This is a genomic window from Roseateles sp. GW821-FHT09G09, from assembly GCF_059415965.1.
Window position 1 is genome coordinate 447868 of record NZ_JBWKOG010000004.1, and the last position, 15530, is coordinate 463397.

The window sequence follows — 15530 nt, forward strand, 5'->3', positions numbered from 1 at the left end:
CATGGCCGTGGCGTTTCGTGACCGCTTCCCCTCACTCGACGATCGTGTGCATTTCGCGAGCTGCAGCTACGCGCCGCGCTCCACGTTCCTCGCCGATGCGCTCGACGAGATGCTGCGCGCGCTCGATGGGGAGCGCCCGTGGGGGGTGTTCGAGCACAAGGTCGTCGAGCTGCGCCGCGTCCTGTCCGAGCTGCTGACCTGCGAGGAACGCCAGGTCAGTCTGCAGCCCAATGCGACGATCGCCGCCTTTCAGGTCGCCAACAGCATCGATGGGTCGGGACGTCGCATCGTCGCAAGCCGGGCCGAGTTTCCGTCGATCGTCCAGGTGTGGAAGGCGCAAGAAAGCCGGGGCGCGGAATTGGTGCTCGTCGAGCATTCGGCCGATCCAGCCGAGACACTCGACGCCTATCGCCGCGTGATCGACGAGCGCGTCGGGCTCGTGTCCGTGCCGGCGCTCGACTTCGTCAGCGGGGCCCGATTGCCGGTCGCGTCAATCACCGCGCTCGCACGGCTGCACGGTGCGACGAGCTTTTGCGACGCCTATCAGCTGGTCGGCACCGAGCCGCTCAGCATGCAGGCGCTCGGCGTCGACTATCTGGCCGCCGGCGCGATGAAGTATCTGCTGGGCGTGCCGGGCCTTGCCTTCCTCTTCGCGCGTGAACCGGAGCGCGTGCAGCGGTTTTCCGAGCTGACCGGCTGGCAGGCGCGGGTCGATCCATTCGCTTTTGACCCCTTGCGGCTGGATCATCCGCATTCAGCGCGGCGCTTCGAAACAGGCACGCCCGCGATCGCGCCTGTCTTTGCGGCCTTGGCCGGCGTGCGAGCGCTGCAGGAGATCGGTCTGCATCGCGTGGCCGAGCGGATCGCGTCGCTCAAGCTCAGCGCGGCACGGCGTTTCGCCGACCATGGGCTCAATCTGCAATGGCTTGCCCCGCCCGCGCACACCGGCGCCCATCTCGCACTGCGCATGGGCGATGCGGCGCGGGCCAAGGCGCTTGAACGTCATCTGCTGAACTCGCGTATCCAGACCAGCCCACGCCTGGATGCGCTGCGCATCGCTTTCCACGCGTTCAATCGTCCCGAGGACGTCGAACGCCTTTGCGAATCCCTCGTCGCCGCGCGTGCCGCCGGCCTTGTCCCTGTCTGAGAGATCACCATGACCGCCCTTGGCCCCCTTGGTCACTACGTGAAGCCCGCCGTCCTCGGTCTCGAACGCGACATGATCCGCAACGAGCTGGCCGAGCGCCCCAACTACCTGCGGCTCGACAAGAACGAGAACCTGCACGCGTTCGACGACGAGCCGTTCGAAGCCTTCCGGCAGACGATCACCCAAGACCTGGTCTGGGGCTATCCCGATCTGCGCCCGATCTACGAGAAGGTGGCGCGGCAAAGCGGCGTCGGCAGCGACCAGGTGCTGCTGGCCAATGGCTCGGATGTCGCCATCAAGGCGCTGTTCGATGCCTGCATCGCCCCGGGCGATCAGGTGGTCCTGCATGCGCCCTCGTACTTCATGTTCGACATCTACGCCGGTCTCGCGGGCGCCCGCATCGCCTCGGTGCCGGTCGACGATGACTGGCGCCCCGATGTTGACAAGATGCTGGCCGCCGCGGGCCCTGGCACGAAGCTGATGGTGATCGAGGACCCCAGCGGTTTCGTCGGTACCTCCCTCAGCGTGGCCGAGATGCGCGAATTGGCACGCCATCTGCATGAACGCCGCATCCTGCTGTTGATCGACGAGGCCTATCTCTACGTCAACGGCGACCGGAGCGAGCATTTGCCGCTGATCGAGGAGTTCGACAATGTCATCCTCTCCCGCACGATGTCCAAAGCCCATGGCATGGCGGGTGCGCGGGTCGGCTACCTGATCTCGAATCCTGGCTTGATGGCGCAGATCGCCAAATGCCGCCCGCTTTACGAGATCTCCGCACTGTCGGCCCACGTGGCCGAATGGGTGCTGGACCATCCCGAGGTCGTCGAGGACTTCCGTCAGACGGTCGTGGCGAGCAAGGCCAAGATCTTCGCGAGGCTCGACGAACTCGACGTGCGGTGGCGCGACACGCGTGGCAATTTCGTGCTGGTGCAGTGCGGCGGGCAGACGCCCGATGAGCTGGTCGCCCGCATTGCCGCATCCGGCATCCTGGTGCGCCGGCCATTCGCCGATTCGCAGATCGGTGACTGGGTGCGTGTCAGCGTCGCCGGTCCCTGGGCCACGCGTCAATTCCTCGAGGCGCTGGAGAAAGCGCTGCCCGGACATGAAGCGCCGCCGCCGATGATCCGAGCGTTCCCCCCGCCACCGCCGCATCGGCCTGAATGAAGGAGCTGCACATGTCCTCTACCAGGCTGGCCCGGGCCGTCGGGATCAATCATGTGTCTCTGGAGGTCGGCCATATCGCCGAGGCGATCGCGTTCTATACGTCGATCCTGGCCGTTGAGGTGGACGACGTCGAGGAGGACCGCTGCTCGCTGGAACTCGGCGACCAGTTCATCGCGCTGACCAAGGGTCGCGTGCAGGACAGGGATGGCGATCGTCACTTCGGTCTTGTCGTCGACGACAAGGAGCTGGTACGTGCGCGCCTGGCCGAACTGGGCATCCCGGTGCTGCCGGGCCGCTTTCTCGGGTTCGTCGACCCGTGGGGCAATCACGTGGAGATCGTCGGTTACGGCAACATCCGCTTTGCGAAGACGCCGGCCGTGCTTGAAGGCATGGGCATGACCGACCTTCGCAAGAACCCCTCGGTCACCAGCCCTACGCCGGTGCCCGACGTGGCCTCGACCTGAGGGAGGCCCCCACCATGCACAGGCAACATCTCTTCGACGTCCAGGATCTGCCCGCGCTGCACGGCCTGATCCGCGACAACGCCCTCGGCACGTTGATTCTGCCGGTGGAGGGGCATCTGCAGGTGGACCATCTGCCTTTCGTGCTCGAGACCTCACCAACGTCGCGCTTCGGCACGCTCCACACCCATGCTGCGCGGGACAACCGGATGTGGGCGCATGTAGGTGACGACTGCGACTGCATGGTCGTCTTCGGCGGGCCGAATGCCTATATCTCGCCGTCCTGGTATCCCTCGCGCGCGCAGCATGGCCGGGTGCAGCCAAGCTGGTATTACAGCGTGGTGCATGCCTATGGCCGAATGACACTGGTGCACGGTCGCGATGGCCTGGCACGCGGCATTCGCGCGATGACCGACCATTTCGAAGGCGATCGGCCGAACGCCTGGCGCGTCGACGAAGCGCCGTCGAATTTCATCGACGCGCTGGTGCCCCACATCGTGGGCATCGACATCGAGATCATCGATCTGGTCGGCAAATCACAGGTCGGCCAGCAGCGCAACAGCGCCGACCGTGCAGGCATCGTCAGCGCCTTGCGCCAGCCTGCGCGACCGGCGGAACACAAGTTGGCCGACTTGATCGCCGCGGCGGCCCCCAAGCGCTGAATGCGGCGTTCCAGGCTCGTCACTGACCAGGGAATCCTCATGGAAACCATTCGGAAGTCGCAGGATTACTGCCTCGTGCTCGGCTCGGAGAAATTCCGCCATCGCTCGGTGCTCGGCGCCGCACGCGCAACCTCGCTGCCGATCGCGGTCATGTCGCCCGAGGCCACGATCAACGGCCACAATTTCGCCGACCTGTCCATCAGCGGCAATCACTGCAATGCGGCGGAAGCGCTCGACGCCATCGAGCGCTTCCGGCAGCGCACGGGCGCGGTCCCGCGTGCGATCGTGCCCCTGATCGAAATGTGCATGGAGGCCGGCCAGGCCATCGCCAAGGCCTACGGGTTGACCTATCTCAGCGACGCGTCCATCGCGCGGGCGCGCGACAAGTACGAGATGCGCAAATCCTTCGAGACGGCGGGGCTGCCGGTGCCGAAGTACCTGCCGTTCTCCACCTTCGAGGAACTGGAAAGCCAGGCCGCGCGGCTCGCGTTCCCGGTCGTCATCAAACCGCGCAATGCCGGCGGTAGCGAGGGGGTGGTGCTCGTCAGGACGACAGCCGAGCTCGCGGACGCCTACGCCCATCTGCGGCGCGCCATGTCCGGCTACCAAACGCGTTACGGCCTCCATGAAGCGATCTTCCTGGTCGAGGAATACATCGACGCGCCCTGCGAAGTCTCCGTGATTCTCGCGACCTCGCCGCAGGACGTGGTGGTGCTGGCGGTCGAGGACAAGTATCTGGGCGCGAAGCCTTTTTTCGTCGAGATGGGTCATTCGATGCCCAGCGTGTTCGTCGGTAGCCGCGCGATTCGCGAGAACGCGGTGGCGGCGTGTCATGCGCTCGGGATCGACCGCGGCGTTGTCGAGGTCGAAATGAAAGTGTTCGATGCGGACCGCATCGTGCTGATGGAGCTCAATTCGCGGCCGCCGGGCGATTGCGGTCTGGACATGATCGAGAGCGCCTCGGGCGTCAACATCTTCGAGATGCACGCGAAGTCCTATCTGCAGGAGGGCTACATCCCACAGCCTGTGCCGTTGCAGGGAAGGGCGGCGATCGCGTTCATGAATGCGTCGGCCGGCACGGTGCGCAGCGTCGAGCTGCCTGCGGCGGCGACGCTGCCGGAGCAGGTGGTCGCCGTCCAGGCGTGGCGGCGTGCGGGTGATGTGATCGTCAAAAGCCATGATTCGAACAGCCGGGACGGCTCGGTGCAGTTCTACTGGCCCGACGATCCGGTGGACGACTTCCTCCGCGAGCATCTGCGCCAGGCCGCGACGCTGGCGCAACAGATCTACCGTGTCGAGTGAGCGGGCGCATGGTGAGCTCGGCGGACAGTTCAATGGGCGGCGCTGGCGCGGCTGCCGGGAGGCGTCCGCGTTTGGCGGTGCTCGTCGCCGTGTTGCTGTGTTCGTATGCGATCGCCATGGAGACCACGGTGGTCAGTGCCGCGATCCCGACCGTGATCCGCGGTTTCGGCGGCCTGTCCGATATGAGCTGGGTGTTCAGCGCCTACCTGATCGCGCAGGCGGTGACGATGCCGCTGTTTGGCAGCGCATCGGACCGGCTTGGTCGCAAGGGTTGCTACCTGGTCGCGGCCGCCATGTTCTTCGCGGGCACGCTGGCTTGCGGATTCGCCTGGGACATGTTGTCGCTGATCCTTTTCCGGGTGCTGCAGGGCGTGGGGGCCGGCGGGCTGATCACGGTGGGCACGGCGGCGCTCAACGACGTCATTCCGCAATCGTCGCGCGGCAAGTACCAGGCGCTGGGCAGCGCGGTCTGGGGAATTGCCGCGATATCGGGGCCGATCGTCGGCGCGGGCATCATGACGATGCTCGACTGGCGCTACATCTTCTGGATCAACCTTCCGGTCGTCGTGGTGTCGGCGGTGCTGTTGGGCATGTTCTACCAGGGGCGTGCGTCGCGCGACAGCGCTGCGGGCGATGGCGATAGTGACGGCAGTCTCGCCCTGGTGCCCTCCCTTTATCTGTGTGCCGCGTTGCTCGCCGCGATGATCGCGCTGGTGCATGGGCAATCGCTGGTGCCGTGGCAGTGGGGACTGGTGGCTGCTGTGGGCGGGCCCGCTGCGGCGCTGTTGTGGCGCTCGCAACGCCTGAGTGCCAACCCGTTGATTCCTCGCGCGCTGTTGAGGGCGCCGATCGTGACGCTGGCCGTGGTGTCGGCGTTCCTGTGCGGCGCCATCGCGATGGGGCTGACGGTGTATGTGCCGAGCTTCGCGGCGATCGTGCTGCGGGCCGACTACCTGACGATCAGCGCCACAGTCGCGGTGATGACGCTCACCTGGACCTTCAGCGGCATCGGCGTCGGGCTGCTGATGAAGACGGGTCAGCATCGGCCGCTCGCGAATGCCGCCGCCTGGGCCGTGCTGGCCGGGACGCTGGGCTTGTGCCAGGTCGCGCACCAGGTTCACACCGCGTGGCCGCTGCTGCTGATGTCCGGCGTGCTCGGCATTGGTCTCGGGGCATGCAGCGTGGTGTTCTCGGTGACTTTGCAGTCCACCGTCGACGATACGGTGCGCGGCAGCGCCACCTCACTGTTCTATCTGTCGCGCATGCTGGGGCAGGCGATCGGTGTGGCGTTGTGTGGCGGCGTCATGGCCGGCAGCGACCCGGCCGCGCGCGCGCTCATGCAGCAGCAAAGCCGGCACGCCACCGCCACTGATCCGGCGGCGGCGGTTCAGGCAATGGCCAACGCGGCTGACTTGGCCATCGCCATGCGCAGTGAATTCGTCCTCTTGTTCGCGATGCTCGCAGCGCTCGCGCTGCTGCAGCTGCTGCATGCGTTGTTCACGCCCAGCCGGGGCCCCGTGCCTGCCCCGGTTCACTCCTGATATCCCTTCGAAAAGTCCCCGATGAAGATCCTCATCCTGCACAAGATCGCGTATCCGACGATCGACTACCACCGCGGCATCGACCACGAACGCCACGAGGTGACCTACATCGGCACGGCCGAGAAGCTGGCGACCGTGCCTGCGGACTTGCGGTGCCGCAAGCTGGCGCGCGAGGACCGGGGCGAGGAGGTCTGCGGGTCCGTATTGGCCGCGTTAGGGGGGGAACGGGATTTTGACCGTGTGATCTCTTTGTCCGAATACGACATCGTGGAAGCCGCCAAGGTGCGCGAAGCGCTGGGTGTGGCGGGCCCGTCGTACGCGGATGCACAGCTCGTGCGCGACAAGGTCGCCATGAAGCGCGCGGTCGTCGCGGCCGGCATCGATGCACCGCGCTTCCTGTCGCTGGCCGGGTTCGACGACGGCGTCGCGACCATGACATGGGCAGGTCGGACCGTGTTGAAACCGACCCATGGTGCGGGCAGCGAGGATGTCGTCATCTTCGCGACCGTTGCCGATGCGCTCGCCGCGCTGGCCGAGCGCCGCACAGGGGTTGCGAAGCTCGAGGGTGCGGCGCCTGCGTTCGGGTCTTACGAACTTGAAGAATTCGTCGATGGCCCGATTGTCCATTTGGATGGTCTCGTGCGCGAAGGCCGTGTGGAGGTGGCGATCGGCAGTCGCTATATCGGAACCTGCCAGCGCTACAACGAGAACGTGCCGCTGGGGTCCTACCAATTTGATCTGGATGCGCCAACGATGGCGTGGATCCAGCGTGTGATCACTGCCACGCGCATTCAGATGGGGGCATTCCATCTGGAGGCGATCGAATCCGAGCGGGGCCTGGTATTTCTGGAAATCGGCAACCGGACGGGCGGGGCGGGCGTTCCGCAAGCGACGTCGATCGCCTGGGGCGATGACTTCCAGAAGCTGGAACTCGAACTGCTGGTCGGCGAATGCCAGACGGACCTGCGCGCCCTGGGAAATGAGGGCCGCTACTGTGGCTGGTACGTGCTTCCCGGTCATCGGTATGGCCAAGGGCAGTGGCTGCCAACAGGCGCCGTCGACCGATTGAGGCAAGACCCCCGGGCGGTCGAGTGGCACGAGCGCCCGCCGAGCGATCGCTTTGACAGCAGCCCAGACTACGACCTGGGGTCGCTGCCTTTCGCCGGGGTGGTGAGCGCGGCGAGTTCGGAGCTGGCGCGGGATTACATGATGGAATTGTTTGAGGCGATGGAGTGGCGGGAGCGGGGGGCGATGCCGCGACACGCGTCGCTGCTCGCCGTGCAGTCCTGATCTGATCGATCCGGCAATCCCGTCGGCGCGGTGCCGGCGTGGTGGCGGAGGCCTCAGTTGCCGCTGGCCGCGCCCGACACCGGGGTCACCCCTGTCGACCCGGTCGTGCCGGTCGTACCGGTCGCCTTCCGCCAGCTCGCCAGCGTGTTGGCGAATTCGATCACCGCCATCGCGTAGTAGCTGCTCTGGTTGTAGCGGGTCACCGTGTAGAAGTTCTGCGTGCCTGCGACGTACACCGGCGCGGCGCCGCCCATCTGGAGCTCGATCAGCGCCAGCGGCCCGTTGTGCGCGCGGCCCTGCGGCGAGAGCTGCGCGCCGACCGATTCGAACTGCCGTGCGTCCAGCTGCGGCAGCACGTCGCTGATCAGCAGCTGCGCGCGCGCCGCCGTGTCGTTGGGCACCTGCACCTCGTAATGCGTCGGCATGCCGCGCTGCCAGCCGTGTTCCTTGAGGAAGTTGGCCACCGAACCGATCGCGTCGACCGGGCTGTTGATCAGGTCCACATGGCCGTCGCCGTCGAAGTCGATGGCGTAACGCCGCCAGCTGCCTGGCATGAACTGGCCCCAGCCGATCGCGCCCGCGTAGGAGCCCTTCATCGCCATCGGATCCAGGCCGTTCTCGCGCGCCAGGATCAGGAACTGGCGCAGCTCCTCGCGGAAGAACGGGCTGCGGTCGCGCGCACCCGGCGGCAGCGGCGAGGGGTAGTCGAAGCTCAGCGTCGCCAGCGCGTCCAGCACGCGGAAGCCGCCCATGATGCGGCCGTAGAAGGTCTCCACGCCGATCACCGAGGCGATGATTTCCGCCGGCACGCCGTAGGCCGCCTCCGCGCGCGCCAGCGCCGCCTCGTGCGTCGCCCAGAAGGCCAGGCCCGCCTGCAGCCGCTGCGGCTCGACGAAACGCTGCCGGTACGCGCCCCAGTCCTTCGCCTGTCCCGGCGGTCCGGGCAGGATCAGCCGCTGCACCGTCGGCTGCGGACGCGCCAGCGCCAGCACCGCGCGCAGTTCCTCGCGGCGGTAGCCGAGCGACTCGGCCTGCGCGTCGGCGAAGGCCATCACGTCGGCGCGGTCGCCGTATTCGGGCAGCACCGCCGGCTTGCGTGCGGGCTTCTTCGCGACCTTCTTCGCGGCAGAGGCCTTCGGTGCCGCGGCATGCGGTCGGGCCTGTCCTTGCGCCGGCGCCTGCGCCATCACCGGCGCCGAGCCCAGCGCGGCCATCAGCGGCGATGCGGCCATCGCGGCCTGCAGGAGCGTGCGGAGGAAGGTGCGACGGGGGGAGGCACTGCGGGAACGGCGGAGAGCGGTCATGCGGTCGGTCATGCGGGCGAAGGCGTCGCGGGAGCGGCGGTGATGCGGAATGGCGAGGAGCGGCCTGTCCGGAGGATCAATCGGATCGGGAGGATCAAACGGATCGGGAGGATCAGCGTGTCAGGCCTTGCCGGAGCTCGGCGCATTGCGCCGCGAACAGGCGTTGCCATTGTGACGTGGCCGCGGCGAGGTCCTGCCGGTAGCGTTGCGCTTCCAATTGCAACAGCGACGCGGCCACGGCCTCGGCCCGCGTGCCATGGCGCTCGACGAGCGCGGCCGCCCAGCGGCGCGGCGTCTCGTCGTCGCGGGTGGGCAGGCCGAGCCGGTCCAGCTCGCGCCGCACGCGCAGGCGCTGGCGGGACCAGGGATCGTGCGGCCGCCGCTGCCAGGCGGCCGCGCCGGCACCGATCGCGGCCGTGGCCGTGAGCAGCGCGCCGGCGACCTGTCCCAGCGTGGTCCAGTCCGGGTCCTCGAAGCCGAGCCGCTTGAGCAGGCTCATCTGGTCGCCGGTCGAGAAATTCAGCACCGTCTGCTGCCAGCGGTTGTTGAGGCTTTCCCAGGCGGCGCGCAGGTCCGTCAGCAGCCCGGGGCGCAACTGCTCGAGCGCGCCGCTGAAGAGGCCGGGTTCCGGCCGCAGCGGCCGGCCCTGGATGCGTTCCGGCGAGACCGCCGCGGTGGGGTCGGCGCGTTGCCAGCCGCTCGCGGGCGACCAGAACTCGGCCCAGGCGTGGGCCTGGCTCATGCGGACCACGAGGTCACCGTCCTGCAGGTTCGGGTCGGCGCCCTGGAACCCCGTGACCACGCGGGCCGGCACGCCCGCCGCCCGCATCATCACGACGTAGGCGGACGCGAAGTGCTCGCAGAAACCGAGCTTGCGGTCGAACCAGAACTCGTCGATCGCATGGGGCGTCGTCTCGCCGTAGATGCCCGGCGCCAGCGTGTAGCCGAAGCCGTCGCGGCGGATCTGCGTCATCAGTTCGCGGCTGACCGCCCGGGCGAGCGCGTTCTCGTCCAGTGCGGCGAAGCGCTCGCGCAAGGTCGCGCCGTAGGCGCGCGCCCGCGGGTTGAGGCCGGGCGGCAGGCTCAGCGATTCGTTGCGGTCCGCGCGCCCGAGCCGCGTGCTCGTCGTCGCGCGCGGCCAGGCTTCATGCCGGAAGCGCAGCACCTCGGCGACCGGCAGCGCGACCTGCCACTGGCCCTGGGGGGCGCGGGTCGCGGTCAGGCGCCCGAGCGGCAGGCGCGCCCCGGTGGCGCCGGGGCTGAACTCCAGCAGCGGAATCGCCGTGACGCGCAGCGGGTCCATCGTGACCTCGTAGCGGAACACCGGGCCGTCGAGCGCGGGGGCATCCTCGCCGGGCGCCCAGGTCACGCGCGGCGTGGTCCAGGTCGTGCCGTCGAAGCGCGTCAGCACCTGGGCGCGGAAGTACAGCAGCGGCTGGGGCGGCGGCGCGCCGTCGAAGCGCAGGCGCATCGCGATGGTGTCGTCGGTGGCCACTTCCGCGAACGCGCCGAAGCTCATCGAGTCCGACAGCCCGGTACGCGCGCCGGAGTCCTTGGGCAGCCCCCACAGCGGCGGGAAGCGCGGGAAGAGCAGGAACAGCGCGACCATCACCGGCAGGCCGATCAGCGTGTTGCGGGCGGCGATGCGGGCGGCGAGCTTGAGGCTGGGGACGCCTTGCGGCATCTGCGCCAGCACCAGCGCCGACAGCAGGGCCCAGACGCAGCCGATCATCCAGACGGCGATCAGCGGCGACTGCGAATACAGGAACTGCGTCAGGACCAGGAAGAAGCCGAGGAAGAAGACCACGAAGGCGTCGCGTCGGGCGCGCAGTTCCAGCGTCTTGAGCGCCATCAGCATCGCGAGCATCGTGATGCCGGCCTCGCGGCCGAGGATGGTCTTGTGCGTGGCGAAGGTCAGTCCGATGACGAGCGCGAGCACGGCCAGCAGGCTCCAGCGGCCGGGCAGCGCCTCGCTGCGCCAGGCCAGTCGCGCGCGCCAGCCGAGCATCAGCGCGGTGAGCAGGCTGCACCACCACGGCAGATGGCCGGCATGCGGCACCAGCGTGGCCGCGATGATCGCGAGCAGGAACAGCGTGTCGCGCGCTTCGCGGGGCAGGGGGCTGCGGTGCTTGATCGATCCGCCTATGGCGGTCGGGGGAAGGGAGGCGCTCATCGCGTCGACGATGCTGAGGGAGTGCTCGGAAGGACGCAACGTAGCACAGGTCAGGTTGTCACTGGGGCTTGGTCGTGAGAGGAGGAGGCTGCGCGCGTGGGCGGGCGTTCCATAGCAGCCAGATCGACAGGCCGGACATGAAGATGGTGCTGGCCTGATGACTATGGAGCAGTGAGAAGTTGTCCCCGACCACGAACGGGCGGATGGCGAGGCCGTCGAGAGACCCTCCGAAGGTTATCGAGACCAGCACGTCGTAAGTCAGGTGTAACGCCATGGCACCCAGCAGCGATCCGCTCCACAGATAGAAAGATCCGAGCAGGATGGCGCCAAGGGCGAGGTGACTGGCCGCGCGCAGGTCAAGCGGCGGCCCGAACATGTGGAGGTAAACGAAAAGGAGGATCTGCAGCAGGAAAGACGCGACTCGTCCGATGACTAGTCCGAGACGATCCAGGACGAGGAATCGACAGAGCAGCTCTTCGGAAAGCGCAGCGTGGGCCGAGAAGCCGATCAGATAGATCCACTGAAGGCTCCCGATCGAATGGGAGCTCCACCTGATCAGGCCGAATGTCGACCCCAGCAGCATCGAGGCGACGATGCCCGCGCCAACCAAGACACCGAGTCGGACTGACTTCCGCCAGCCGCGCCCGCCTTTGATTCTCGCCAGGAACGCGGATTGGAAGATGACGAACGTGACCGACAAGTCCAGGAACGACGTCAGCAGCGAAGCGACCAGAGACTCATGAATTGGATTGAGGTGAAGGACATCCTGGCAGATGCTCTGACTCAAGCGGTAGGTGACGTTGCCAACTAGATAAAGGCCGAGCAATACCCGCGCCATGGTTGCAGCACGTTGACGGACAGTCATGGCGCGGGCAGTTCGGGTTAGAAGTCGTTGCCGTACTTCAGCGCGAAATCAAGGCAGAGCAGGCTGAAGGGACCTGCCGCTTTGCACTGAGCGCCATCAAATCGCTTCCGATCGATGATGTCTCCCCAAGAATTTGTCCCGTCGACTCGCGTGGCTGCGGCGTCCCCGCCCGACACCAGTTCGAGTTCATGAAGTTCAAGTTCACGCATGTGGATTTCCAGGACGGGCGCGTGAAGGGTGGCGCCCTAACACCAGACCTATTTGCGTCGACATCGTTCTGATGAAGAGCGCGCAACAAGGCTGACGCACAGTTTTGCGGTGCCAGGTCTTGCCATCTATGGCTAATAGAGGTCGACTTTGCGACGAGTGCCAGCTGTTTGAGTCAAGCGACCAGTTGATTTCTGTGGTCTTGATTTCGACTGCGCTTCCCAGCGCAACGACCTCGAACTACTCCTGGATCAGCGCCAACGCTTCCATGCAAACGCGGAAGTGATCCGGCCCCAGGTCCGGCGCGATCGCGATGTCGCGCAGCTTCAGGCCGTAAGGCAGACCTTCTTCCTCGGCCCGCTGCACCCAGGCCGTCAGGCGGGAGACGCGGAGTTCGAAGGGGAGGCCGCGCGTCGCGGCGAGGTCCAGCCATTGCTCGCTGGCGCGGCTGCCCAGGCGTTCGCGCACCAGCAGCGGCGCGCCGCCTCCGCTGCTTCCCGACGGCGGCTGCGGTTGCGCCAGTGCGAGCGCCGATTTCTTCCACAGGATCTGCCGCGGCGAGTCGCCGTGGCGATACGGCCGCAGCCCTGGATCGTCGCCCAGCCCCGGCTGGCCCTGGCCCTGCGGCAGGCCTTCCTCGACCGAGGCGGCGGGCGGCGCGTCGAGCTCCGGCGTCGGATAGACCCAGGCCTGCGCCGCCGGACGCCAGTAGCTCCAGGTGACGAACAGGCCGAAGGGGAAGTGCGATTCGATGCGCAGCCGCGGCAGCGCATGCCGGCCGCGGGTCGGGAAGGTGACCTGCAGGTGCAGTTGCGCGTGGCCCTGCGCCGGCACGTCCGCGTAGGCCGTGTCCGCCGCCTTGGCGTCGGGCAGTCGCAGGCCGACGCCAAAACGCGCCGCGCCGGTGTTGTGCAGCCGGATGTCCAGCGCGAGCGGCTGCCCGGCATGCGTCGCGGACGGCGTCTTGAGGTCCAGCTTCAGGCCGCGCAGGTTCGCGTGCGTCGCGTTCATCGACGCCATGCCGGCGCCCGCCAGCACGAAGGTCAGCAGGTAGCCCAGGCTCAGCTGGTCGTTGATCGAGGCCAGCAGCAGCACCAGCAGCGTCGCGACGAAGGCGGCACCCGGACGGCTCGGAATGATGTACAGGTTGCGCTGGGTCAGCGCGGTGGTGTCGCTGGCCGGGTGGCGGCCCTGCCACCACTTCTCCCAGCGCCGCTGCCACGGCCATCGCACCGCGGGCAGCTTCAGCGAGGGCAGTTTCCAGGAAGGAACACGCACGGCGGTTCAGGGCAGCGGCACCGCGGCCATCATCGCGCGCACCTGCTCGCGCGCGCCCCGGGCGCTGCCGCCGCGCGGCCGCAGCCGGTGCGCGATGGTCTGCGGCAGGATGGCCTGCACGTCGTCCGGAGAGACATAGTCGCGCCCGCTCAGCAGCGCCTTCGCGCGCGCGGCCCGCAGCAGCGCCAGGCCGGCGCGCGGGCTCAGGCCTTCCTGGAACCACTCGCCGGAACGCGTCGCCTCCAGCAGCGCCTGCAGGTAGTCCAGCAGCGCCGGCGAGACATGCACGGCCAGGACCGCGCGCTGCAGTTCGCGCAGCTGGTCCGGCGTCATCACCGGCTTGAGCGCGCGCAGCAGCTCGCGGCTGTCGCCGCCCATCAGCAGTTCGCGCTCGGCCTGGCGGTCCGGATACCCCAGGCTGATGCACATCAGGAAACGGTCCAGCTGCGACTCCGGCAGCGGGTGCGTGCCCAACTGCTCGCTGGGGTTCTGCGTCGCGATGACGAAGAACGGCAGGGGCAGCGGATGCGTCGTGCCGTCGACGCTGACCTGGTACTCCTCCATCGCCTCGAGCAGCGCGCTCTGCGTCTTGGGACCGGCGCGGTTGATCTCGTCGGCCAGCAGCACCTGGCTGAACACCGGGCCCGGATGGAACTGGAAGGGGCTGCCTCCGGCCGCTTGCGCACCCGGCTGGTAGATGTTGACCCCCAGCAGGTCCGAGGGCATCAGGTCGGTGGTGAACTGCACCCGCGAGAAGCGCAGGCCCAGCGAGATCGACAGCACGTGCGCCAGCGTCGTCTTGCCGACGCCGGGCAGGTCCTCGATCAGCAGGTGGCCGCCGGCCAGCAGGCAGGCCAGACAGTCCTCCGTCTGCGCCTGTTTGCCCTTGATGATCGTGCTAATCTGCCGGCGCAGGTCGGCCAGCGGCTGGGAGACGAGGGTCGGAGCGTCGGAACTCATCGGCGCACGATAGCTCAGAATCCGTTCGCTCCGACGAAGCGGCGCACATGTCCCGACCGTGCCCTGACTGTGCCCCGACCGTGCCCCGCCCGTGCAAGAGCCGACCATGAGCACCGCCTTCATCAGCCACCCCGACTGCCATCGCCACGACATGGGCGCCGGTCACCCGGAATGCCCGCAGCGCCTGGGCGCGATCGAGGACTGGCTGATCGCGCACGGCGTCGACGTCGCGCTCGATCGCCATGAGGCGCCGCGCGCCGAGCTCCAGTCGCTGGAGCGCGCGCACTCTGCCCGTTACGTCGCCGAATTGAAGGCGGCGCTCGAAGACCTCGAGCAGCAGGCGAAGCAGGGCGTGCCCAATCCGATGAAGGCGCTGGACCCCGACACCTGCGCCAACGCGTTCACCTGGTCCGCGGCGCTGCGCGCGGCGGGCGCGGCGGTGCAGGCGACCGACCTGGTCCTGGACGGCCGGGCCGAGAACGCCTTCTGCGCGGTCCGGCCGCCGGGTCACCACGCGACGCGCGACCAGACCATGGGCTTCTGCTTCTTCAACAACGTGGCCGTCGCGGCGCGGCACGCGCTGGACGTGCGCGGGCTGGACCGCGTGGCGGTCGTCGACTTCGACGTCCACCACGGCAACGGCACCGAGGACATCCTGGCCGGCGACGAGCGCGTGCTGATGGTGAGCATCTTCCAGGACCCGCTGTACCCGTACTCCGGCACCGAGCCCAAGGGCGCGAACATGCTCAACGTGCCGGTGCCGCCGTACACGCGCGGCGCCGAGGTGCGCGAGATGATCGAGTCGCTGTGGATGCCGGCGCTGGAGCGCTTCAAGCCGCAGATGGTCTTCGTCTCGGCCGGTTTCGACGCGCACCGCGACGACGAGCTGGCGCAGCTCGGCCTGGTCGAGGCCGACTACGAATGGATCACGCTGCGCATCATGGACGTGGCCCGGCGCCACGCGAAGGGGCGCATCGTCTCCTGCCTGGAGGGCGGCTACGACCTCGGCGCGCTGGCGCGCAGCGTCGGCGTGCACCTGCGGACGCTGGCTGGCATCTGAGCCGACATCTGAGCCGGCATCTGAGCCGGCATCTGAGCCGGCGCGACAATCGCGCCCGCAACTGCCGACGCGCTCCCGGTCACTCAGTCCGTCCCGCGACTGAACGGCCCGGC

At 67.9% G+C, this 15530-nt stretch carries 14 protein-coding genes; 8 read left to right on the forward strand and 6 right to left on the reverse strand.

Features of this window, described 5'->3' with window-relative positions:
• Window position 1: 1 nt before the first annotated feature.
• From AC07O8_RS13345 to AC07O8_RS13375, 7 genes are all read left to right on the forward strand, one after another.
• Window positions 2–1147 (forward strand): aminotransferase class V-fold PLP-dependent enzyme, encoded by a 1146-nt coding sequence (locus AC07O8_RS13345; protein WP_495048481.1) that lies wholly within the window; start codon window positions 2–4, stop codon window positions 1145–1147.
• 9 nt (window positions 1148–1156) lie between these two features.
• On the forward strand, window positions 1157–2314 hold the full coding sequence (locus AC07O8_RS13350) for a pyridoxal phosphate-dependent aminotransferase (RefSeq protein WP_495048482.1): 1158 nt from the start codon (window positions 1157–1159) through the stop codon (window positions 2312–2314).
• Between the two features lie 11 nt (window positions 2315–2325).
• Window positions 2326–2778 carry a VOC family protein gene (locus tag AC07O8_RS13355; protein WP_495048483.1) on the forward strand — a complete coding sequence of 151 codons (453 nt, stop codon included), beginning with the start codon at window positions 2326–2328 and terminating at the stop codon, window positions 2776–2778.
• 14 nt (window positions 2779–2792) lie between these two features.
• The gene (locus tag AC07O8_RS13360; protein WP_495048484.1) at window positions 2793–3437 is read left to right on the forward strand and encodes an FMN-binding negative transcriptional regulator; all 645 of its coding nucleotides are present in this window, start codon (window positions 2793–2795) and stop codon (window positions 3435–3437) included.
• 39 nt (window positions 3438–3476) lie between these two features.
• Complete coding sequence (locus AC07O8_RS13365; protein ID WP_495048485.1) at window positions 3477–4739, forward strand: ATP-grasp domain-containing protein; 1263 nt, start codon at window positions 3477–3479, stop codon at window positions 4737–4739.
• A gap of 77 nt (window positions 4740–4816) precedes the next feature.
• Window positions 4817–6280 (forward strand): MFS transporter, encoded by a 1464-nt coding sequence (locus AC07O8_RS13370; protein WP_495048645.1) that lies wholly within the window; start codon window positions 4817–4819, stop codon window positions 6278–6280.
• Between the two features lie 21 nt (window positions 6281–6301).
• Window positions 6302–7570: an ATP-grasp domain-containing protein gene (locus tag AC07O8_RS13375; protein ID WP_495048486.1), complete on the forward strand. Its 1269-nt coding sequence runs from the start codon at window positions 6302–6304 to the stop codon at window positions 7568–7570.
• 53 nt (window positions 7571–7623) lie between these two features.
• Here AC07O8_RS13375 and mltB read toward each other — a convergent pair whose 3' ends face one another.
• From mltB to AC07O8_RS13405, 6 genes are all read right to left on the reverse strand, one after another.
• Complete coding sequence (gene mltB / locus AC07O8_RS13380; RefSeq protein ID WP_495048487.1) at window positions 7624–8874, reverse strand: lytic murein transglycosylase B; 1251 nt, start codon at window positions 8872–8874, stop codon at window positions 7624–7626.
• 112 nt (window positions 8875–8986) lie between these two features.
• Complete coding sequence (locus tag AC07O8_RS13385) at window positions 8987–11047, reverse strand: transglutaminase TgpA family protein (protein WP_495048488.1); 2061 nt, start codon at window positions 11045–11047, stop codon at window positions 8987–8989.
• A 58-nt stretch (window positions 11048–11105) separates the two neighbouring features.
• Window positions 11106–11912 carry a CPBP family intramembrane glutamic endopeptidase gene (locus AC07O8_RS13390; protein ID WP_495048489.1) on the reverse strand — a complete coding sequence of 269 codons (807 nt, stop codon included), beginning with the start codon at window positions 11910–11912 and terminating at the stop codon, window positions 11106–11108.
• 17 nt (window positions 11913–11929) lie between these two features.
• Complete coding sequence (locus AC07O8_RS13395) at window positions 11930–12121, reverse strand: hypothetical protein (protein WP_495048490.1); 192 nt, start codon at window positions 12119–12121, stop codon at window positions 11930–11932.
• Window positions 12122–12359: 238 nt separating this feature from the next.
• Entirely contained in the window at window positions 12360–13397 is a 1038-nt protein-coding gene (locus AC07O8_RS13400) for a DUF58 domain-containing protein (protein WP_495048491.1), read from the reverse strand.
• Window positions 13398–13403: 6 nt separating this feature from the next.
• Window positions 13404–14357 (reverse strand): AAA family ATPase, encoded by a 954-nt coding sequence (locus AC07O8_RS13405; RefSeq protein ID WP_495048492.1) that lies wholly within the window; start codon window positions 14355–14357, stop codon window positions 13404–13406.
• A 106-nt stretch (window positions 14358–14463) separates the two neighbouring features.
• Between AC07O8_RS13405 and AC07O8_RS13410 the strand changes: the two genes are divergently transcribed.
• Window positions 14464–15417 (forward strand): histone deacetylase family protein, encoded by a 954-nt coding sequence (locus tag AC07O8_RS13410; protein ID WP_495048493.1) that lies wholly within the window; start codon window positions 14464–14466, stop codon window positions 15415–15417.
• The last annotated feature ends 113 nt before the right edge of the window (window positions 15418–15530 follow it).